We start from the raw sequence: 19,765 nt of genomic DNA, 5'->3' as shown, positions 1-19,765 counted from the left end.
TCGCCTTCCATGCCACCCAGACCGAGGCCGAGACCAAAAATCCTGATCGTCCTGCATCAGGAGACTTCGAGCCCCGGCCGCGTCGGCCACATGCTGCTGGAAGAAGGTTTCGATCTCGACATCCGCCGGCCGCCGCTCGGCGACGAACTGCCTTGCACGCTCAACGATCATGCCGGCGCGGTGGTGTTCGGCGGGCCGATGAGCGCCAATGACGGGGACGAGTTCGTCCGCCGCGAGACCGACTGGCTGCAAATCCCGCTGAAGGAGAACCGTCCCTTCCTCGGCATCTGCCTCGGCGCGCAGATGCTGGCCAACCATCTCGGCGGTAAGGTCGAGGGCCATGGAGACGGGCTGGTCGAGATCGGCTGGTATCCGCTGAAGGCAACCGAGGCCGGCAAGAAGCTGCTGCACTGGCCGGAAATGGTCTACCAGTTCCACCGCGAAGGCTTTTCGCTGCCCAAGGAAGCGACGCTTTTGGCGACGGCGGAAACCTATCCCAACCAGGCGTTCCGCTATGGCGACAATGCCTGGGGCATCCAGTTCCATGGCGAGCTGACCCGCGCGATGATGCAGCGCTGGGTGGTGCGCGGCGCGCATCGCTTCGAGCTCCCCGGCGCCCAGCCCGGCCGCGACCATCTCGGCGGCCGGCTGATCTGGGACATGCACCTCAAGCGCTGGCTGAGCGAGTTCTTGCAGCTGATTTTTGGCAAGCCGGCTGTGGGGTAGAGCCAAGGCCGAATTGCCATGAACGGCCGGTTTTGACCGAAGATGGCTTGCGTCTGCCATGGCGTGGACGATCGCTTTGCGCCTCAAATTGGACATTGACCTAGCTATAGCCACACCCCGAAAGCTGATGTTTCTGAGCAGCGCTTTTGATTGGGTGATGTAGCCGACGATCCTCCCGGATTGCAGCGAACCTAGCGTCCGTGACGGGGGCGATAAGTTGGCACAGTGCACCAAATGCTCGCCAACCTGTCATTTCGAGAAGGAATGCTCCAGTGAGGAACGGACCTGACCAAGTCAGGAACGGCTGGCATCTCGTCTATCCGGTTAGGAACAGCCAGGCGTCCGCGTAACATCATCGCTTCGGTCTTGGCCGGCATTGCTCTACGTCGGTTTTACCTCTTTTAACCAGAAGCCTTGCAGCCGATGCGATATCGTCCCGGCATTGGAGGCGATTGTGAAACGAACAATCAGCCCGCGGGTGTCGGCACGGACAAACGTCAGTCGTGCTTGGCGCCATTGCTTTCCAAGCGGAGTGGAAATGATGTCTCAGACAAATCTGATTTCGCGAAGGAGCTTCTGCTTCTGTTGCGCAGCCGCCTCTGCTTCAGCGGCCACCGGCGGATGGCTCAGTCCCAGGCAAGCGTATGCCGAGGCTCGCGGCGTTGTCAGTCTTGTCAAGGATAGCGCTGCCGTATCGCCGATCGTCGCGCATCAGCTGCGCGGCAGCATTAGCGTGCTGGAGGGTTCGGGCGGGAATATCGCCGTCCTCACGGGGCCGGACGGCAAACTTCTGGTGGACGCCGGCATCGGAGTGTCGCGGACACATGTGACCGAAGCCTTGGATAAGCTCTCGGCCGATCCCGTAACGCATGTGATTAACACGCATTGGCATTTCGACCATGCCGACGGCAACGCGTGGCTTGGCGCGCTCGGGGCAAAGATCACGGCCCATGAAAACACGCGCAAATACCTTTCGCAGGTCCAGCGCGTCGAAGACTACGACTACAACTTCTTGCCGCTGCCGACAGACGGGCTGCCATCCGACGTGTTCGCGAACGAGCACGCCATCAAGGTTAACCGCGCCTCTGTAGGCATGAAATATTATGGCTCTGCTCACACCGACAGCGACATATCCGTTACCTTCGCCGAAGCGGACATCGTCCACGCTGGCGACACGTACTGGAATGGCCTTTACCCCTTCATCGACTATTCCACCGGCGGCAGCATCGATGGCATGATCGCGGCGTCGGAGGCCAATCTGGCCGCGACGACAGACAAGACGATCATCATTCCGGGCCACGGCAAGCCCGCCAGTAACCGGGCGGAGCTGCAAGAGTTCCGCGACATGCTTGTGGCTGTCCGCGAGAACGTCGCGAAGCTGAAAAAGCAAGGCCGGTCGCGCGACGAGACGGTCGCAGTCAAGCCAACCGCCACCTTCGACGCCAAGTGGGGCAAATCCGTCATCGATCCCGGCTTCTTCACTCGGCTGGTGTACCAAGGCGTGTGATTACCAGTTCACACATTCACGCAATTCGAACGACCGCGATGACGAAACGACGCAAAATCCGAGCAACCTCTGAGCCACGATCAACCGCCGGGCTCTACTCCTCGGATTGTGGGTATTCGACGTCGGCGCTTCCGCGACAGAGGCGAGATCCGCCGGGGCGATCGCCGCGCCATCTCGCCTTCAATTCCTGTGACAAATAACAGCGGGACGGGTGTCGACGGCGTCAAGACATGGCATACGACGCCTCTGGGGAGTGGCTTCAGGTTCTACCCCAGCGTCGTCAGCAGGTGTTTGGCAGCCATAACATCCGCTGTACTCAGGCCTTCGGCAAAGTATGCCGCAACGGGCTGCAAGAGCTCTCGAGCGGCATTGATTTCCCCGCGCCCGGCCATCAGCGTCGTCATATCGATTACGGTCCGCAATTCCCATGCCCGCGCGCCCTGACTGCGGCTCAACTCCAGCGCTTCCATGAGATAGGCGGCAGCTTCGTCGCGGTCGCGTTGCGACTGGAGAAGGAGGCTTCCCTTCATCCGCAGCAACTCCGGGAGGTACAATTGGTCGCCGTTCTTTTCGACGAGGCCAAGCGACTCGTCGATCAGCGCAGTCGCTTCGTCTACCTGACCGATCGTCGATAATCCCCTGACCAGCGAGAGGTTGAGCGGAGTCGTGAGCAATTCGTAAGGGGCCGCGTGCAGTTTCTGAAGACAAGTCTGCAGGCCCTCGACACCGCCTTTTGCATCGCCCTGACGGATGGCGACCTCGCTTTTGTATCCCCGACCGACCAGCAGGTAAGGAGTCATGGAATGGGACTCCGCGCGGGCGATGAGCATGTCGATGTAGGCATCGGCGCTCTTCAGGTCCCCGGTCCACAGGAAGACGGAAATCGCCCAGATCAACGCGATCGCCAGTGTGAGCGAATGATCCATGGCGGCAGCTTCGTCGACGGCCTGCCGGGCATGTGTCGCAGCTTGATCCGGATGGCCTTGCAGCCAAAGGTTCCTCGCCAGAATTGCCCTGGCCAGGATTTTGCCTTCGAAGCCCAGATAGATCGTCGTGGTCCGCTGAGAGCGGGGCCCACGGTCGAGCGCCGCTTCCAGCTCTGCGCGCGCCTCCGCGAGGTCACCTCGCAAGTGGAGCGAGATGCCCAGGATCGAGTGCGCAAGCGCGATCGCGACCGAATCCTCCAGACCGGCGGCTGTGGCTGAACAACGTCTCGCAAATTCGAGGGCGGTTACGAAATTGCCCGTCCGCAGATGGAACATGTTAAGCGGACCCAACAGACGCACTCGATCCAGCGGATCGCCGCGCTCCTCGGCAATCGCCAGACTCCTCTCCAGGGCTACGCGCGCCCTCTGGCGTCCTCCCCGCATGAACATGAATGACACGCCGAGGGTTGCCTGGAGATGCATCTCGTCGAGTCCGCCAAGAGCTGAGGTGTCGAAGGCCAATATCGCGCGCTCGGACCAGTGGTGACATTCCGGCAACAATGACATCGCCAAAAAAACCGGCGCGGCAGCGGTGACCAGCCCGATGCCGATGTCGGCGTTGCCGCGGTCGCTGAAGCACCACTGCAGGGCAGCCCGGACGTTATTGATGGCCGCGAAATGAGGAGCCCGTTCCTCACCGGTTGCCAGTCTCGGCCACTCCATTCCTGTCTGCTCTAGCCATCTTCGAAAGTACGCGGCGTGACGCACTGCCAGATCGGCAGCCTCGGCGTCATCGATGCGGATCTCGAGAACGTAGGCGCGCGTGGTATCGAGGAGCCGGTAGCGTATCATCGCTCCGACCGGACGCGTCGCTACCATCGATTTGGCGACGAGACTGTCCACGGCGCCCAGGACGGTCGATCGATCGAGGGTCGCGCTCGTCACCACCTCCAGGGCCGCATCGAGCGTGAAATGACCGACGAATACCGCGAGCCTACGCAACACCACACGCTCAAGGTCGGTCAGGAGCCCAAAGCTCCAATCCAGCGTCGCCTGCAGAGTTTGCTGACGCGGCGGCGCGATCCGCGAACCGAGCCACAGCAGTGTCAGACGTTGGTCAAGAAGTGCGGCGGTCTGTTGCAGCCCATAGGATTCGACGCGCCTTGCCGCCAGTTCGATGGAGAGCGCCACTCCGTCGAGCTTTCGACAGATGCTTGCGATGAGCAGGGCTTCCGCGTCGCCGACGTCCAAACGAGCGCCGCCTGCCACCGCCCGTTCGACGAACAGCTGGGTGGCTGGGAAGGTCTGGACAATGGCCGCCGTTAGTCCGGGCCCGTCGGGCGGATAGGCAAGCGCATTCAACCGATAGATATGCTCGCCGTCGACCCGAAGCGCCTCGCGGCTCGTCGCCAGAATGTGGACCTGCGACGCCGCACCGACGATGCTTGCTGCCAAAGGCGCCACCGCATCCAAGAGATGCTCACAGGTATCGAGGATCAAGAGAATCCGCTTGTTCCGCAAGTAAGCGATCAGATTGGGCGTGGCATCTTCCGTTTGAACGGCTAGCCCAAGCATCGAGGCGACGGCTGTCGTGACCAGACCGGGATCACCGATCATTCCCAGATCGACGAACAGCACCGCTCCATAAAATGCGTCGATCAGATGATGCCCGACTGCGATCGCAACGGTGGTTTTGCCGACACCGCCGGCGCCGACGATGGTGACGAACCGCGAAGCATTCAATTGCGCCGACAGCTTGAGAACGTCCTCATCCCGCCCGACCATTCTGCTCAAGCGGTTTGGAAGATTCGCATGTGGAAACCCGGCGGCGATGAATGGGGCCTTGTCGTGTGGGCCGCTTGATCGCGAAACCGGTGCAACGAAGCAATAGCCGCGCCCCGGAAGTGTCGCGATGTAACGCGCGCCATCCTTTCCGTCGCCCAACGCCTTGCGCAGTCCGGTCATGTGGAACCGCAGGCTGCCTTCCTCGACAACCACATCGGGCCAGACCCGCGACATCAGATCCTTCTTGCTGACGACTTCATTCGGGGCGGAAGTCAGCACGATGAGAATTTCAAGGGCGCGCGAGCCAAGCTCTACAGGAGCGCCTTCTCTTGTCAGGAGCCTTTCACCCGCAGCCAAACAGAAAGGGCCGAACGACAGTCCGTCTTTGGCCCGACTTGCCGTTATCGTCATGGCGTCTCTTCTTTTGGGAGCCGCCTGCACCCAGCGCCTCAGTTTAGGTCAAGGAGCGCTCCCGCACCATAGGGGGTCCCACTGTCTGGCGGTCCTATTTGCTCAAAAAAGCGGCAGGCGGGCAGCGGCTAACAAGGGCTCACGATGCATAACGGGCTAATCCCATCACCGGGGGGTATGTCAAGCAGGGCAGATCGCATCCATCAACCCTAGGAGAGTCCCATGAACACGACCAGAACCTCCGAAGCAATCGACCAGGATCGCCGGCGACTTTTGGGCACTGCTGCGGTCGGCATCGCCGCCGCAGGCGCCGCGAGCCTGCTCCCGTCACAAAAGGCCGCCGCATCAACCAGCGATGGCATTCGCCCCTTCACCGTTGGCTTCCCGCAGGAAGAGCTCACCGAGCTTCGCCGGCGCATCATGGCCACGCGCTGGCCCGAGCGCGAGCTCGTATCCGACGAGGCCTCCCGGCGGATCTGGTCGACCCCGGCGTCGGCAGGGCCAACGCAGGGCGTGCAACTCGCCACGATGCAGAAGCTCATGCGGTACTGGGCAACAGAATATGATTGGAGCAAATGCGAGGCGCGGTTGAAGGCGCTGCCGAATTTCGTCACTGAGATCGACGGCCTCGATATCCACTTCATCCATGTGAAATCCAAGCATGAGGGCGCCCTGCCTGTCATCATCACGCATGGCTGGCCCGGTTCGGTCATTGAATTGCTGAAGATCATCGATCCGTTGACCAATCCCACTGCCCACGGCGGTACCGAGGGCGACGCGTTCGACGTGGTTATCCCGTCGATGCCGGGCTATGGCTTTTCCGGCAAGCCCACCGAAACCGGTTGGGATCCACCGCGCATCGCGCGGGCGTGGATCGTGCTGATGAAGCGCCTCGGCTACGAGCGGTACGTCGCGCAGGGCGGCGATTGGGGAGCACTTATCACCGAACAGATGGCCCTGATCGCACCTCCCGGGCTGGTCGCCATCCACACGAACATGCCGGGGACGATTCCGCCCGAGATCGTGAAGGCGCTTGCCTCCGGCGGCCCGCCCCCTGCCGATCTCGGCCCCGACGAGAAGCGCGCCTACGAGCAGGTGGCGTTTTTCTATAAGAACGGCCTGGGCTACGCCAACGAAATGGCGCTTCGTCCGCAAACGCTCTACGGGATCGTCGATTCACCGGCCGGCCTGGCGGCGTGGATCCTCGATCACGATGCGGATAGCTACGCGCTGATCGCTCGCTCCTTCGACGGAGAGCCGGAGGGCCTTACCCGCGACGACATCCTCGACAACATCACGTTCTACTGGCTGACGAACACGGCGATCTCTTCGGCGCGCCTCTATTGGGAGCACACGCAAACGGCAAAGGCCGGCTTCTTCGACGCCAAGGGCATCACAATTCCTGTCGGCGCCACTGCGAATCCCAGTGAAATCTACACGGCGCCGAAGAGCTGGACTGAACGCGCGTTCCCGAAGCTTCTGCATTACGGCCGCACAGACAAGGGCTGCCATTTCGCGGCCTGGGAACAGCCGAAGATCTTCACCGATGAAGTGCGCGCAACATTCAAGACGTTGCAGACCTGACGTGTCGGCGGGGGATGGCGTGCCGGACGCGCGTCATCTTCCACCCCGCTTTAGCTGCATAGCGAACCTCGAAGGGAGCGACTGCAATGAACCCTCTCATCAAGACACTTGCCGCAGTTGCGACTTGCATTGTGCTCGCTACCGGTGCGCTGGCGTTTGGAGTTTGCACCCTCGCCGCGCCCGCCTTGGCAAATCCCGTCGAGGATCGCTCGATCCGGCCCTTCAAAGTTCAGGTGCCGCAAGCGGCGCTCGACGATCTTCGCGGTCGTATTGCGGAAACACGGTGGCCCGACCGGGAGACCGTCGGTGACCAGTCGCAGGGCATTCAGCTCGCGAAGATCAAGCCGCTCGTCGAGTATTGGGGCACGGCCTACGACTGGCGGACAGCGGAAGCGAAGCTGAATTCCTTGCCTCAATTCACGACTACGATCGACGGCGTTGACATTTACTTCATCCACGTTCGATCGAAACATCCCCATGCCCTGCCGCTGATCATGACGCATGGCTGGCCTGGCTCGGTGCTGGAACTGCTCAAAACGGTCGGCCCGCTCACCGATCCCACCGCGCATGGCGGCAGCCCTGAGGACGCGTTCGACCTCGTACTGCCGTCTCTGCCGGGTTTCGGCTTCTCCGGCAAGCCGACCGAGACCGGCTGGGATACAGATCGCATCGCGCGAGCCTGGGCAGAGCTGATGAAGCGCCTCGGCTACACAAGATATGTCGCCCAAGGCGGCGACTGGGGCTCCCCCGTTTCGAATGCGATGGGCCGCCTGGCCCCTGCAGGACTTCTTGGCATCCATGTCAACCTGCCGGCTGTCGTACCTCCCGAGATAGCTGCTGTGCTCGCCGCCGGCGGACCAGCGCCGGCAGGCCTGACGGCTAAGGAGCGCACGGCATTCGACGCGCTCAGCATGGCCGCCAAGATGGGGAATAGATCCTATGCCACGATGATGGGTGCCCGACCGCAGACGATCGGCTACGCCATCAATGACTCCCCTGTGGGGCTCGCAGCGTGGATGCTCGGGCATCCGGGCTTTTCAGGCTGGACCTACGACAAAAGCGACCCTGAAAAGTCACCGGACGAGGTGCTGGACGACATAACTCTGTACTGGTTGACGAACACCGCCACCTCGTCCGCGCGAATTTACTGGGAGTACGGCGGCGGGCGCAGTCCCGTTTTTGCCCAACCTGAAAAAACGAACGAAGTCTCGCTTCCGGTCGCCATCACGGTCTTTCCGGGGGAAGGCTATCAAGCCCCCGAGACGTGGGCCCGGCGCGCCTATCCCAACCTGATCTACTTCCATGAGGTCGACAAAGGCGGCCACTTCGCCGCGTGGGAGCAGCCGGAGCTCTTCTCCGCCGAGTTGCGCGCTGCCTTCAGGTCGCTGCGGCAAAGAAACTGAACCGACCGAAGGGCCAAAGAAGCATTCCCATCAGATTCAACGCAGGAGGCAGACATGACGATTGCCACTACCCGCCGCGACACCGCAGTCGAGACGCAAAAACCCCACGACATGAAGCTCGAGGTCGTGGTCATTCCAGTTTCTGATGTCGAGCGCGCTAAGCTGTTCTACACGGGTTTGGGTTGGCGGCTGGACGCCGACCTCACAGGCGACGGATTTCATGTCGTCCAGTTTACGCCTCCTGGATCAAACTGTTCGGTTGTCTTCGGCTCGGGCGTTGCACCGGGCCCCTATGCTCGTATCGAGCTCGACATTCTCGAAACCGCTGGTGAACTCGTTGTGTCGGACATAGAGGCGGCACGCGCCGAGCTCGCCGATCGCGGGCTCGATGTGAGCGAAGTGTATCACTATGCCGGTGATAAAGGGCGTGTCAGCGGGCCTGACCCGGAAAGACGCAGCTACGCCTCGTGGGCTTCCTTCCGCGATCCGGCCGGAAACAACTGGCTTTTGCAGGAGGTCACTGCGCGAGCGCCAGGCCGCGTCGACGCTGACGGCGCCACATTTATGTCGTCGGTCGAACTGGCGGCCGCACTGCGGCGTGCATCTGTGGCTCATGGCGAGCACGAGCAGCGGACAGGCGGCCAGCGTGATGAGAACTGGCCGGACTGGTACGCCGAGTACATGGTGGCGGAGCAGGCTGGCACCGAGCTTCCGCTCTGAAAGGTTGGGCGCGCAGTGCGCACTCGAACCGCTCGCGCGACAACATCGAAGGCGCTTGTAATGGCAATCGGGCTCCGATTGCCGGTTTTCCAAGGGGCACGAATTTGGCGCAGTCCATGACCTCCGCCGCGGGCCTTCGTTGATGCCGTTATCGAGGTCAATGCCTGATCGAGTTAGCGGTAACCGCCCCCGGCGGTCACCGCTGCCAGAAGAAGAATGCCCATGAGCCGCATCGCGAGGGTTGTCTACACGGCCAGGACCGCAACTGCGGGCGGCCGCGAAAATGGCGCCTCGCGCAGCTCCGACGGCCTTCTGGACATCTGGCTTTCGGCGCCCGGATCGGCGCGTATAGGCACCAATCCGGAGCAATTGCTCGCAGCCGGCTGGTCGGCCAGCTTCGCAAGCGCAATCGCATCTGTGGCACACGAACGAAAAATCGCGCTGCCTGCAGGGGTGAGCATCGAGGCCGAGGTGAATCTGAACCACGGAGAAAACGGCCACTTTCTCAGCGTCCAACTGAGTATTGCCGTGCCGGGTGTGGAGCGGGATGTCGTACAAATTCTGGTGGATCAAGCCCACGAGATTTGTCCTTACTCCAAAGCGACACGAGGCAACATCAATGTCGTGATCGTGCCCTTATCGACGTGAATGTCCGCTTTTGACATCCGCAGGCTCTTGTCGGCCTCATCTCGTCCGTAGAGATCAGCTCGCGGCTTGCTGCACGCAGACATCGCAAGCGAGGACCCTGGAGGTCGAGGTTGCGCTACTCGGCGGGCGTCTCCGATGGCGCCTCTGCCGGCCCCGTAGCCTCGGCTTCGGCACGGGGCTTGCGCCCTGAAAACAGCGACCTGAGCGTGACATAGAACACCGGCGTCAGGAACAGGCCGACGAAGGTGACGCCGAGCATGCCGGAGAACACCGCGGTGCCGAGCGACTGGCGCATTTCCGCGCCCGGGCCCGTTGCGATCATCAGCGGCACGACGCCGAGGATGAACGCGAAGGCGGTCATCAGAATCGGCCGCAGCCTGAGCCGGCAGGCTTCGACGGCAGCCTCGGCGGCCGTCAGGCCGCGTTCCTGCGCCTGCCGCGCGAATTCGACGATCAGGATCGCGTTCTTGGCGGCAAGCCCGATCAGCACGATGAGACCTATCTGCACGAGGATGTTGTTGTCCAGCCCTCGGAAAGTCACGCCGAGCAACGCCGCGAGCACGCCGAGCGGCACCACCAGCACAATGGCGAACGGCAGCACCCAGCTTTCATATTGCGCCGCCAGCGCCAGGAACACGAACAGCACCGACAGTCCGAAGATATAGACTGCGGCATTGCCGGTGTTGCGCTCCTGATAGGCGAGCTCGGTCCATTCATAGGAGGTACCTGCCGGCAGCGTCTTTGCCGTGATCCCTTCCATCAATGCAAGCGCATCGCCCGTGGAAACGCCGGGCGCGGCGTTGCCCTGCAGCGGCACCGAGACGTACATGTTGTAGCGCTGGACCAGCGCCGGGCCGGTGACGTCGCGGATCTCGATCAACGTGCCGAGCGGAACCAGCGCGCCGGTCGCCGAGCGCACCTTCAGTTTCAAGATGTCGGCGCGATCGAGGCGGAACGCCTGGTCGGCCTGCGCCCGCACCTGGTAGACGCGCCCGAAAGCGTTGAAGTCGTTGACATAGGCAGTGCCCAGATTGATCGACAGCGTCTCGAAGATGTTGGGGATCGGCACGTTCAGGATGCGCGCCTTGTCGCGATCGATCGCCAGGAAGAATTGCGGGCTCGACGCGGAGAAGGTGGTGAACACGCCCATCAGCCCCGGCGTCTTGTTGGCCTTGCCGGCGATCTCGTAGGCAAGCGCCAGGATCTGCCGCATGTCGGCGCTGTTGCGCTCCTGGATCTGCAGCTTGAAGCCGCCGGCATTGCCGACGCCGCGAATCGGCGGCGGCGGCAGTGCTATGATGAAAGCTTCCTTGATGCTTTGCAGGCTGCCGAACAGATTGCCGATGACCTTGGTCGCCGACTGGCCGGCTTTCAGCCGCTCGTCAAACGGCTTGAACCTGGCGAAGATCACGCCCTGGTTGCTGGCGTTGGTGAAGGTCGCGCCGGAGAAGCCGGCGAAGGCGACAGCGTAGTCGACGCCTGGCGTTTTCTGGATGATCTGCGACGCCTGCTGGATGACCGCATCGGTCCTCGACAGCGAGGCGCCGTCGGGCAACTGGACGACGACGATCGCATAGCCCTGGTCGAGCGACGGAATGAAACCGCGCGGCACCACCTGCGCCATGTAGACCGTGGCGGAGATCAGGGCCGCGAAAACGGCCAGCATGGCGGCGATCGTTATCCACGAGCCGACCAACACGCGGATGATGCTCGAATACCAATGGGCGACCCTGTCGAAGCCGCGATTGAACCCGTCGGCGAGCGCGCGTCCGAACCGCGCCAGGAAAAAGCGCGGCGGCGCCGCCGCGGCGTGGTGCGGCTTGAACAGCAATGCGGCCAGCGCCGGCGAAAGCGTCAGCGAATTGAATGCCGAGATCGCCGTCGACACCGCGATGGTGATCGCAAACTGCAGGTAGAACTGCCCGGAAATGCCGGGGATGAAGGCCGTCGGCACGAACACGGCGATCAGCACCAGCGAGATCGCGATGATGGCCGTTCCGACTTCATTCATGGTCAGGTGCGACGCCGGATTGGGCGCCAGCCCACTGGCGATATTGCGTTCGACGTTCTCGACCACGACGATCGCATCGTCGACGACGATGCCGATCGCCAGAACGAGGCCGAACAGCGTCAGCATGTTGAGCGAGAAGCCGGCGGCGTAAAGCACAGCCAGCGTGCCGATCAGCGACACGGGGATCGCCACGATCGGCACGATCGCCATGCGCCACGACTGCAGGAAGACGATGATGACGATGATGACCAGCAGCATCGCCTCGAGGATCGTCTTGTAGACCTCCTGGATCGACTCGGCGACGAACTCGGTCGGATTGTAGACGATGTCGTAGCTCAACCCCTTCGGGAAGTCGCGGGAAAGCTCCTTCATCTTGTCCTGGATCTCCGCGGCCGCGGCGAGCGCATTGGTGCCCGGCCGCTGGAAGATGGCGAGCGCCACCGCCGGTTTGCCGTTGAGATAGGAGTTGGTGACGTAATCCTTGGCGCCGAGCTCGATACGCGCCACGTCCTGCAGCGAGATCAGGCGGCCGTCGTCGGTCGATTTGACGATCACGTATCGGAAGTCGCGGGCGTCGTTGAAGCGGCCTTGCGTGGTGACCGTGTACTGGAACGCCGTGCCGGTGCCGGTCGGCGGCGCGCCGATCGAGCCGCCCGACACCTGGACGTTCTGGTCGCGCAGCGCCTGCACCACATCGCCCGAGGTCATCCCCAGGGCGGACAGTTTTTCCGGATCAAGCCAAATGCGCAGCGAATATTCGCGTTCGCCGAAGATGATGAGGTCGCCGACGCCGTCTAACCTGAGCAGTATGTCGCGCACCCGCGAGCGGGCGTAGTTCGAGACGTAGAGCTGGTCGTAGGTGTTGTCAGGCGACAGCATGTGCACGACCATCATCAGGTCGGGCGAGCTTTTGGTGGTGGTGATGCCGAGGCGGCGGACTTCTTCGGGCAGGCGCGGCTCGGCGACCGACACGCGGTTCTGCACAAGCACCTGCGCCTTGTCGAGATCGGTGCCCAGCTTGAAGGTGATGGTGAGCGCCATCGACCCGTCGCCCGACGAATAGGACGACATGTAGAGCATGCCCTCGACGCCGTTGATCTCCTGCTCGATCGGCGTTGCCACCGTCGCTGCGACCGTCTGGGCGTCGGCGCCCGGATACTGCGCGCGAACGACGATGGTCGGCGGCGCGATCTCGGGATATTGCGCGACCGGCAGCTGGGTATAAGCAATGCCGCCGAGGATCAGCAGGACGATCGAAACGACCGACGCGAAGATTGGGCGGTCGACGAAGAAATGCGCGAACCTCATTGCTGCAACCCGACGGTCTCGACCTTGGGCGGCAACGTCACCATCTCGACCTTCACCTTGGTGCCGGGCCTGGCGTGCATCAGCCCGTTGACGATGATCGTCTCGCCGCCGGTCAGACCCGAGCGGATCACCCGGTAGCCGTCGAGAAGCGGTCCGGTGCGCACGGGCTTCGCCGACACCATTCCGGCCTCGTCGACCAGGAAGACGATGCGGCGATCCTGATCGGCGCCGATCGCCTCGTCGGGCACCAGCACGCCGCTATGCGGCAGCGACCCCGGCACGTTGATGCGTCCGAACATGCCTGGCTGGAGAATGCCGTCGGGGTTGGCAAACTTCGCACGCACCCGCATGGTGCCGGTCGCGTTGTCGATCCGGTTCTCGGCAAAATCGAGCTTGCCCTTGAACACCGCCTCCGCGCGGTCGGCGACATGAACCTCCACATCGAGGCCGCCGGCGCCTTCCTGCATGCTGCCGCCACGCGCCTTCGCGTCGCGGGCGTAGCTGAAATACAGGCGCTCATCGACGTCGAAATAGAAGTCGATCGGGTCGCGCGTGACGATGGTCGTCAGCAAGGTGGAATCCGGCTGCACGAGGTTGCCGACCGACACCAGCCGGCGGTCGATGCGGCCGGACAAGGGCGCCTTGATCTCGGTGAATTCCATGTTCAGGCTGGCCGTCGTCAGCGCGGCCGTCGCGCCCTGCATCTGCGCCTGCGCCGCAAGGTATTCCCGCCGGCGGTCGTCGACCGTGGCAGGCGAGATGTTGCCGGTCTTGGCAAGTTCGTTGGCGCGATCCAGCTGCATCTTGGTGAATTCAAGCAGGCTCTTGGCGACGTCCACTTGCGATTTGGCGGCATCATAAGCGGCCTGGTACGGACGCTGGTCGATGGTGAAGAGCAGGTCGCCCTTGTTGACCAGTGCGCCGTCCTGGAAGCTGACCTTGTCCAGATAGCCGCTGACGCGCGAACGGATGGCGACCTGGTCGACGGCTTCGAAGCGCCCGACGAACTCGTCGTCCTCGACGATGTCACGCACCACCGGCTTGGCCGCCGTCACCACGGGTAGCTGCCGGTCCTGCGCAAATGCAGCGCTGCTGAAAGCCATGCCGAGCAGGAATGCCGCCGAGACGGCGGCGCGGGCCAGCCAGCCGGCCGATCGACGGGGTCGGCCGTCCGCGTCGCAACGCAATTGCCCATTCCCTGTGGTGTCCATTTGCGTCCCCGCTCGCTGGACCCGGAGGTCGGTTGATCCGCTTCTACGCTCAGGCTTCTCGTCGAGATTTGAGCACTGCGGTATTGTGCATGGCAACATGATCATTTTCCATGTGGGCAGAAATGTCCACCCTGTGGCTGCCGTTTGGTGATGATGCACATTGCAGCGAGAGCAAGCACCGTTGCGCTTGCCTTTAAGGCATCTATTTTGGAAGGTGGTCGCGGCTGGTGGGCGCAGAATGTCGGTACTGCCTTTCTTGAGAATTTACGCGCCGCTCAATGCGGTGCTGGCTGCGCCTGGGCTTCTGGCGGTGGCTGGGCTCACGATACCGGACATATCCGGACGAAGCAGGCTGGCTCTGACCGCGGTACTCGCTGTCGTTTGGGGCGCCTATCTCCTGCAAATGGCCGCGACGCTGCTCAAGCGCCGGGCGGGAGACGTTAGGGACAGGACGCCGGCAATCGCCATCGATGTGCTCGCGGTCCTGGTTCCACTCGCCGCTTTTCTGCTCATTGGCACCTCCGACTGGAGCCTGTACTGTGGTGTCTGGCTGCTGAAACCGCTGCGCGACTCGACTTTCTTCCCGGTGCTGGGCAGGGTGCTGGCCAACGAAGCGCGCAATCTGATCGGCGTCACCACGCTCTTCGGCGTCGTTCTGTTCGGCGTCGCCCTCGCGGCCTATGTCATCGAGCGCGATATCCAACCGGAAAAGTTCGGCAGCATCCCTCAGGCAATGTGGTGGGCGGTGGTCACGCTGTCGACCACCGGCTATGGCGACGAGATTCCGCAAAGCTTCGCTGGTCGCGTCCTCTCTGGGGCTGTCATGATGAGCGGCATCGGCATCTTCGCGCTCTGGGCCGGCATTCTTGCCACCGGCTTCGCTCAGGAAGTCCGTCGCGGGGATTTCGTTCGCAATTGGCAATTGGTCGCCGCCGTGCCGTTGTTTCAGAAACTTGGCCCGGCCGCGCTGGTCGAGATCGTGAGCGCGTTACGACCTCGCACGGTACCGGCGGGCGCCGTGATCTGCCGCAGCGGCGAGCCCGGTGATCGGATGTTCTTCGTCGTGGAGGGGCGCGTCAGCGTCGCGGCACCGAAGCCGGTGGAACTCGGCCCCGGCGCCTTCTTCGGCGAGATGGCGCTGATCACTGGTGAACCGCGCATGGCGACCGTCAGCGCCGCAACAGCGGTGTCACTCCTGTCATTGCACTCGTCGGATTTCCAGATGCTGTGCAGCAGCAGCCCGGAGATCGCTGAAATCATCCGCACGACCGCGCTTGAGCGGCGCGGCGCAGCGCAGCCGTCCGCATAAGTGTCGTTGGACTATCTCCTTGTTTTTACGCAATTCCGGACGGAAAACCGCTCACACTTTTCCTGGAATTGCTCTAAAGGTCCGAGGCGCTGGCGAATGGATCGGGCTTCGCCACCGGCGCTGTGCACAGGCAGTCTCATCGGTATCGGCGCAGCCGCGAATCTGTGCTAAGGCGCCGCCCGATCAACCAAAGGAAGACACTGTTGAACGAACTGACCCTGGCCGAAGCGATCGAAAATATCTATGCCTCGCTCCGAGCGGACAACGCCGACCTCGATGTGCATATCGCGACCCTCAAGGCGGCGCTGGCCCGAGAGGGGAAGAAGCAGGCGGTGTTCGATCCGGCCAGGCTGGTGCAGAACAACCGCGCCGGGCGCAAGTTGATGCAGGCCTATTTTCGGCAGCGCGGCGTCAGTGTGAGCTTTTCGGAGTAGAAGGGTCCGCGCGCGGGTGATCTGCGGGTGATCTCAAGCACCGTCGGCTGACGACGCTGAAACCTATCGCAACTAAGCCTTCCGCACGGCGACAATGCCTGGGGCATCCGACTTGGCGTGACCGATGATCGGCGGTCCAAAGTCGGAAAAAGCTTGGTCAACGCTCTTTACACACAAGCTTTCTCGCCTCCCTCTCAAGTCGGGCGTGATTGTTGCCGTGCTGCCGCATGAGCATCCTCGCTTCAGGCATCGTGAGATGGAATTTTCTGGCGAAGTGGGCGACTTCGCATGCGTCTTCCATGAGCTCTGGTTCGCGTCGCTCTGAATAGTGTTCGACCTGATGCATGGCTGTTTCCTCCTGGTCAAAAGGAACAGCGGCGCCGATCGAATGTTCCGGGTCGCTTATTCAGCAACCACTAACAGTACGTCCACGCTTTGACCGTCGTCTGTGGCAGGCCGCCGGGGCTCCCGTGAGCCGCCTTTCAGCGTCGCTCACCTCCAACGGCCCCGCGTGAAACCCCGAAAACAAAGTCGCGGCGCGGCTTTGTTTTCGCCAGACTTCACCGTTTCCTCTCAGAGCGACGGGGGATCTCTATTATTTCCCGACGGGCTGGCCCTCGAACAAGCCCAGCATTGGCCTTGGCCGTCAAATCGGAAAAGGTCTCGATGGACGCAGGCCAGCCTACCAGGTAGCCCTGAACTTCGACACAGCCCTCCCGGGCAAGGAAGGAACGCTGAGCTTCGGTTTCGACGCCCTCGGCGATAACGGGCACGCCGAGAGCGGACCCTAGTCCTATGACGGCACGCACGATTGCTGCCGCTTGGTCACTGGTCGCCACATCGACAATGAAACTGCGATCTATTTTGATTTTGTCGAACGGAAACGACCGCAATGAGGAAAGAGAAGCATAGCCAGTGCCGAAGTCGTCCATTGCAATCTTGACACCCAGGGATTTGAGCCGACGCAGGATAGACAGAGTCCGCTGGGGGTCGTTTATGAGAACCCCTTCAGTGATTTCGAACTCCAGACGGGCAGGAGCGAGCCCCGTTTCGAGTAAAATCGAGTGGACAAGGTTCACCAGGTCCCCATGTTGAAACTGCACCGGCGACAGGTTAACCGCGATCTTCAGAGGAGCGAACCACGCTGCAGCCTCGCGACAAGCGCGTCTGAGCACCCATTCGCCAATCGAAACGATCAGACCATTCTTCTCGGCCAACGGAATAAAGTCGTTGGGGGGACGAGGCCTAGCCTTTCGTGGCGCCACCGCAGAAGAACTTCAAATCCGAACACCTTTCCATCAATTGTGGCTTGTGGCCGGTAATGCAGCATCAATTCATCCCGTTCGAGCGCCGATCGAAGGTCAAGCTGCAGCGCCAGCTGTTCGCGCAGATGGCGATCCATCTCCGGTTCGAAAAAGCGGGCATTTAGTCGACCTTCCGCTTTCGCGCGGTAAAGCGCCGCATCGGCATTCGCCACAAGCGTCCCGGCATCGCTTCCGTCTTTGGGAAACACCGCGATGCCAATGCTCAATCCAATGCGCAGTTTTTGGCCTTCAATATCGAAGGCATCATCGGCCGTGGCCAGCAGTCTGCCAGCAAGTTGCTCGAGCGGTTCAAGCGAAATTGGATGTGCCGCAATCAAAGTGAATTCGTCGCCCCCGACTCTTGCCAGGAAAGCATCCTGCGAGGCGATTGTGAGGCGCAGCGCGGCTTCCTTCAGGAGCTCGTCGCCAATGGCATGTCCGAAAACGTCGTTGACCTCCTTAAAATTGTCCAGGTCCATACAAAAGACCGCGAAGGTCTCGCCGCTAGCAATCGACTGTTCGAAGGTCAGGGCCAAATGTTTGGCAAATGCTACCCGATTTGGCAGGCCGGTGAGCGCATCGTGATGAGCGAGATGAACGATGCTCTGATACGACGCATCGAGTTGGCTTCGCGCCAAGGAAAGATTGTCTCTGGCGTCATCGAGGCTATGAGCGGCCTGGAGAACTTCCTGCTGCATTAGATTGAAGCTTTCCGCCATCTCGCCGATTTCATCCCTCGAATGAATGGAAACGGGCGTGATGTTGACGGAGGCGTGGGCTGCACCAAGGTCACCGCGACCGAGGGCCACCATAGCTCGACTGAAGTCACGAGGCGTACCGGAGGTGAGCCGCTTGGCAGCTTCGCTGATTTCGGTTGCCGAGTGCGCAATCATCCCTGGCAGAACCAGTCCGACGCTGATGGTCAACATCGCCACCGCGACAAAGATGTCCTCGAGCGCCGCTATCAGAGCGCCATGTTCGGCCGAGACAGTGCTTACCGCGATGACGTAGCCAGCGGCGTCCAGCGCCAGAACCAGCAACATAGCGCCGGTCAGCTTAAGATGCAGCGACTGCCCGACCGCCGGCAACCCTGCGCGGAGCCGATCCTCGATTGTTCGCCATGCGTAGAGGGCGGCCCCCGAATAGGCCATGACGAGACCGACAATGACCGTAGGGAGTCCGAACTGCTGAAACCCGAGCAAAGCGGCTAGCATCCATATCCCGGAGGCAACCAAGCCAAGCACAATGGCTCCCTTCGGGGCTCGATAAGGTCGGTCGACCCAAGGATGGTCGCGGCGCAAAAGCCAGGCCGCGACATTGGGCAGGCAAATTCCAATCAAATAGGTAAAATTCGCCGCCGCGATCAGCCATATCGGATCGCCTATGACAAGGAACAGGATAGCCATTGAGGCTGTCAGCAACGTCGCCGCCCATGGACAATCCGTCGCCGAACGTCGGCCGAGGAACCGCGGCAGCAGCCCGTCCTCGCTCAGCTGCGCCAATGTCCGAGAGGCGCCCGCCAGCGGCTGCATCGTTCCATGGAACATGTTGAGCATCATGAACCAGATAGCGGCTGCCTTGCCAAAACTGCCAAGCAGGGGGGCAAAGGCAGGCCCCAGAGCGACAGCCAGGTCCATGCCCAGCGGCTGAGACCCCAACGCACCCAACCAGACAATTGGCAGGACAATGAAGTAAAGTCCGGCCATTGCGGCGCTTGCAAACACCGCACGAGGAACGTTGCGGTTCGGGTCGACTGTTTCGCCGACATGGCATGTCGCCGCTTCAAACGCGGGGGCCGCAAACCCGACCAGATAAAGGCCGGCCATTATCGAGGTCAGATCTCCAAACCAGCCTGCGAAGGGTGACGTTAAAGCGAAGGTCGTCGCCTGCCGCCAATCGACGTTGCCCGAGAGGATCGGGATGATCGCGGCCGCGAATGCCAGGAAGGCCGAACCCGTGGCTATCGGAACGACTAGCCGAGAGACCCATTTTATTCCGCATAGATTGACTGCGGTGAAGCACACGACCAACGCGCAGGCCACGAACTCGACGGGAATATCCGGCAGGTACCATTGCTGTATTGCCGACGCCGAAAGCAGTGCCGTCAAGCCACAGGTTGGAACCCAACCCCACCAATAGCATGTACCGGCCAAACCTGAGAGAACCGGACTGTACGGTCGGAATGCCTCTGAACACGTCGCCGCGATGCCGCCCACGCGGTCGGGCCATAGTAATATCAGCTCTATCCACGCTGGCGCGGCTGCCCAACTGAGGATGACGCCTACGATCAGCAAAACAACGGCAGCGCTGCCCTGGCCCGGGATCGCACCCTGGCCGACGAAAAGCGCGGCTATAAGAAACAGGCTTTGGTTGCTGCCACCCATGGCCAGCGCGGTCGTGCCGATCCAACCCAACGATCGGGGATGCGGTCGCAAGGAATGATCCCTTTGCATTCCAGCCGCCAATCTATTCGTGAGC

12 protein-coding genes and 1 pseudogene are annotated in these 19,765 nt (G+C 61.9%); 9 read left to right on the top strand and 4 right to left on the bottom strand.

The window, feature by feature from the left end; genetic code table 11:
- Positions 1 to 9 precede the first annotated feature (9 nt).
- Positions 10 to 726 carry a glutamine amidotransferase gene (locus tag EN852_RS19570; RefSeq protein ID WP_127865969.1) on the top strand — a complete coding sequence of 239 codons (717 nt, stop codon included), beginning with the start codon at positions 10 to 12 and terminating at the stop codon, positions 724 to 726.
- 541 nt (positions 727 to 1,267) lie between these two features.
- Positions 1,268 to 2,233 (top strand): MBL fold metallo-hydrolase, encoded by a 966-nt coding sequence (locus tag EN852_RS19565; protein WP_127876604.1) that lies wholly within the window; start codon positions 1,268 to 1,270, stop codon positions 2,231 to 2,233.
- Positions 2,234 to 2,499: 266 nt separating this feature from the next.
- Here the strand turns inward: EN852_RS19565 and EN852_RS19560 are convergent, their stop codons facing one another.
- Positions 2,500 to 5,355 (bottom strand): winged helix-turn-helix domain-containing protein, encoded by a 2,856-nt coding sequence (locus EN852_RS19560; RefSeq protein WP_127876515.1) that lies wholly within the window; start codon positions 5,353 to 5,355, stop codon positions 2,500 to 2,502.
- A 222-nt stretch (positions 5,356 to 5,577) separates the two neighbouring features.
- Here EN852_RS19560 and EN852_RS19555 point away from each other — a divergent pair, with 222 nt between their 5' ends.
- The 4 genes from EN852_RS19555 (at position 5,578) to EN852_RS19540 (ending at position 9,710) form a co-directional block, all read left to right on the top strand.
- Complete coding sequence (locus EN852_RS19555; RefSeq protein WP_127876514.1) at positions 5,578 to 6,939, top strand: epoxide hydrolase family protein; 1,362 nt, start codon at positions 5,578 to 5,580, stop codon at positions 6,937 to 6,939.
- An 86-nt stretch (positions 6,940 to 7,025) separates the two neighbouring features.
- Positions 7,026 to 8,342, top strand: coding sequence for an epoxide hydrolase family protein (locus tag EN852_RS19550; protein WP_127876513.1), 1,317 nt, complete (start codon positions 7,026 to 7,028; stop codon positions 8,340 to 8,342).
- A gap of 54 nt (positions 8,343 to 8,396) precedes the next feature.
- A complete protein-coding gene (locus tag EN852_RS19545) occupies positions 8,397 to 9,062 on the top strand; it encodes a VOC family protein (protein ID WP_127876512.1) in 666 nt (221 codons plus the stop codon).
- A gap of 222 nt (positions 9,063 to 9,284) precedes the next feature.
- Positions 9,285 to 9,710 carry an Ohr family peroxiredoxin gene (locus EN852_RS19540; RefSeq protein WP_127876511.1) on the top strand — a complete coding sequence of 142 codons (426 nt, stop codon included), beginning with the start codon at positions 9,285 to 9,287 and terminating at the stop codon, positions 9,708 to 9,710.
- Between the two features lie 115 nt (positions 9,711 to 9,825).
- Here EN852_RS19540 and EN852_RS19535 read toward each other — a convergent pair whose 3' ends face one another.
- Both EN852_RS19535 and EN852_RS19530 read right to left on the bottom strand, forming a co-directional pair.
- A complete protein-coding gene (locus tag EN852_RS19535; RefSeq protein ID WP_127876510.1) occupies positions 9,826 to 13,029 on the bottom strand; it encodes a multidrug efflux RND transporter permease subunit in 3,204 nt (1,067 codons plus the stop codon).
- The gene (locus EN852_RS19530; RefSeq protein ID WP_189546068.1) at positions 13,026 to 14,132 is read right to left on the bottom strand and encodes an efflux RND transporter periplasmic adaptor subunit; all 1,107 of its coding nucleotides are present in this window, start codon (positions 14,130 to 14,132) and stop codon (positions 13,026 to 13,028) included. Before EN852_RS19530 ends, EN852_RS19535 begins: the two co-directional genes overlap by 4 nt.
- Before the next feature lie 346 nt (positions 14,133 to 14,478).
- On the opposite strand from EN852_RS19530, the gene EN852_RS19525 reads away from it, so the two are divergent.
- The 3 genes from EN852_RS19525 to EN852_RS19515 all read left to right on the top strand — a co-directional run bounded on the left by EN852_RS19525 (position 14,479) and on the right by EN852_RS19515 (position 16,308).
- Positions 14,479 to 15,549 (top strand): cyclic nucleotide-gated potassium channel, encoded by a 1,071-nt coding sequence (locus EN852_RS19525; RefSeq protein ID WP_127876603.1) that lies wholly within the window; start codon positions 14,479 to 14,481, stop codon positions 15,547 to 15,549.
- A 200-nt stretch (positions 15,550 to 15,749) separates the two neighbouring features.
- The gene (locus tag EN852_RS19520; RefSeq protein ID WP_127876602.1) at positions 15,750 to 15,983 is read left to right on the top strand and encodes a hypothetical protein; all 234 of its coding nucleotides are present in this window, start codon (positions 15,750 to 15,752) and stop codon (positions 15,981 to 15,983) included.
- Between the two features lie 124 nt (positions 15,984 to 16,107).
- Positions 16,108 to 16,308, top strand: a complete 201-nt coding sequence (locus EN852_RS19515; protein ID WP_127876508.1) for a hypothetical protein — start codon at positions 16,108 to 16,110, stop codon at positions 16,306 to 16,308.
- A 235-nt stretch (positions 16,309 to 16,543) separates the two neighbouring features.
- Here EN852_RS19515 and EN852_RS42425 read toward each other — a convergent pair.
- Positions 16,544 to 19,740 (bottom strand): annotated as a pseudogene (locus EN852_RS42425) (amino acid permease).
- Between the last annotated feature and the right edge of the window lie 25 nt (positions 19,741 to 19,765).

The sequence above is a fragment of the Mesorhizobium sp. M2E.F.Ca.ET.209.01.1.1 genome, from assembly GCF_004010375.2.
Classification (GTDB): Bacteria; Pseudomonadota; Alphaproteobacteria; order Rhizobiales; family Rhizobiaceae; genus Mesorhizobium.
This window is presented reverse-complemented; position numbering and strand designations above follow the sequence as displayed.

Bases quoted from the DNA above. Each gene is read 5' to 3' on its own strand.
- EN852_RS19570 (WP_127865969.1), top strand. From the start codon at position 10: ATGCCACCCAGACCGAGGCCGAGACCAAAAATCCTGATCGTCCTGCAT.
- EN852_RS19565 (WP_127876604.1), top strand. From the start codon at position 1,268: ATGTCTCAGACAAATCTGATTTCGCGAAGGAGCTTCTGCTTCTGTTGC.
- EN852_RS19560 (WP_127876515.1), bottom strand. From the start codon at position 5,355: ATGACGATAACGGCAAGTCGGGCCAAAGACGGACTGTCGTTCGGCCCT.
- EN852_RS19555 (WP_127876514.1), top strand. From the start codon at position 5,578: ATGAACACGACCAGAACCTCCGAAGCAATCGACCAGGATCGCCGGCGA.
- EN852_RS19550 (WP_127876513.1), top strand. From the start codon at position 7,026: ATGAACCCTCTCATCAAGACACTTGCCGCAGTTGCGACTTGCATTGTG.
- EN852_RS19545 (WP_127876512.1), top strand. From the start codon at position 8,397: ATGACGATTGCCACTACCCGCCGCGACACCGCAGTCGAGACGCAAAAA.
- EN852_RS19540 (WP_127876511.1), top strand. From the start codon at position 9,285: ATGAGCCGCATCGCGAGGGTTGTCTACACGGCCAGGACCGCAACTGCG.
- EN852_RS19535 (WP_127876510.1), bottom strand. From the start codon at position 13,029: ATGAGGTTCGCGCATTTCTTCGTCGACCGCCCAATCTTCGCGTCGGTC.
- EN852_RS19530 (WP_189546068.1), bottom strand. From the start codon at position 14,132: ATGGCTTTCAGCAGCGCTGCATTTGCGCAGGACCGGCAGCTACCCGTG.
- EN852_RS19525 (WP_127876603.1), top strand. From the start codon at position 14,479: ATGTCGGTACTGCCTTTCTTGAGAATTTACGCGCCGCTCAATGCGGTG.
- EN852_RS19515 (WP_127876508.1), top strand. From the start codon at position 16,108: ATGATCGGCGGTCCAAAGTCGGAAAAAGCTTGGTCAACGCTCTTTACA.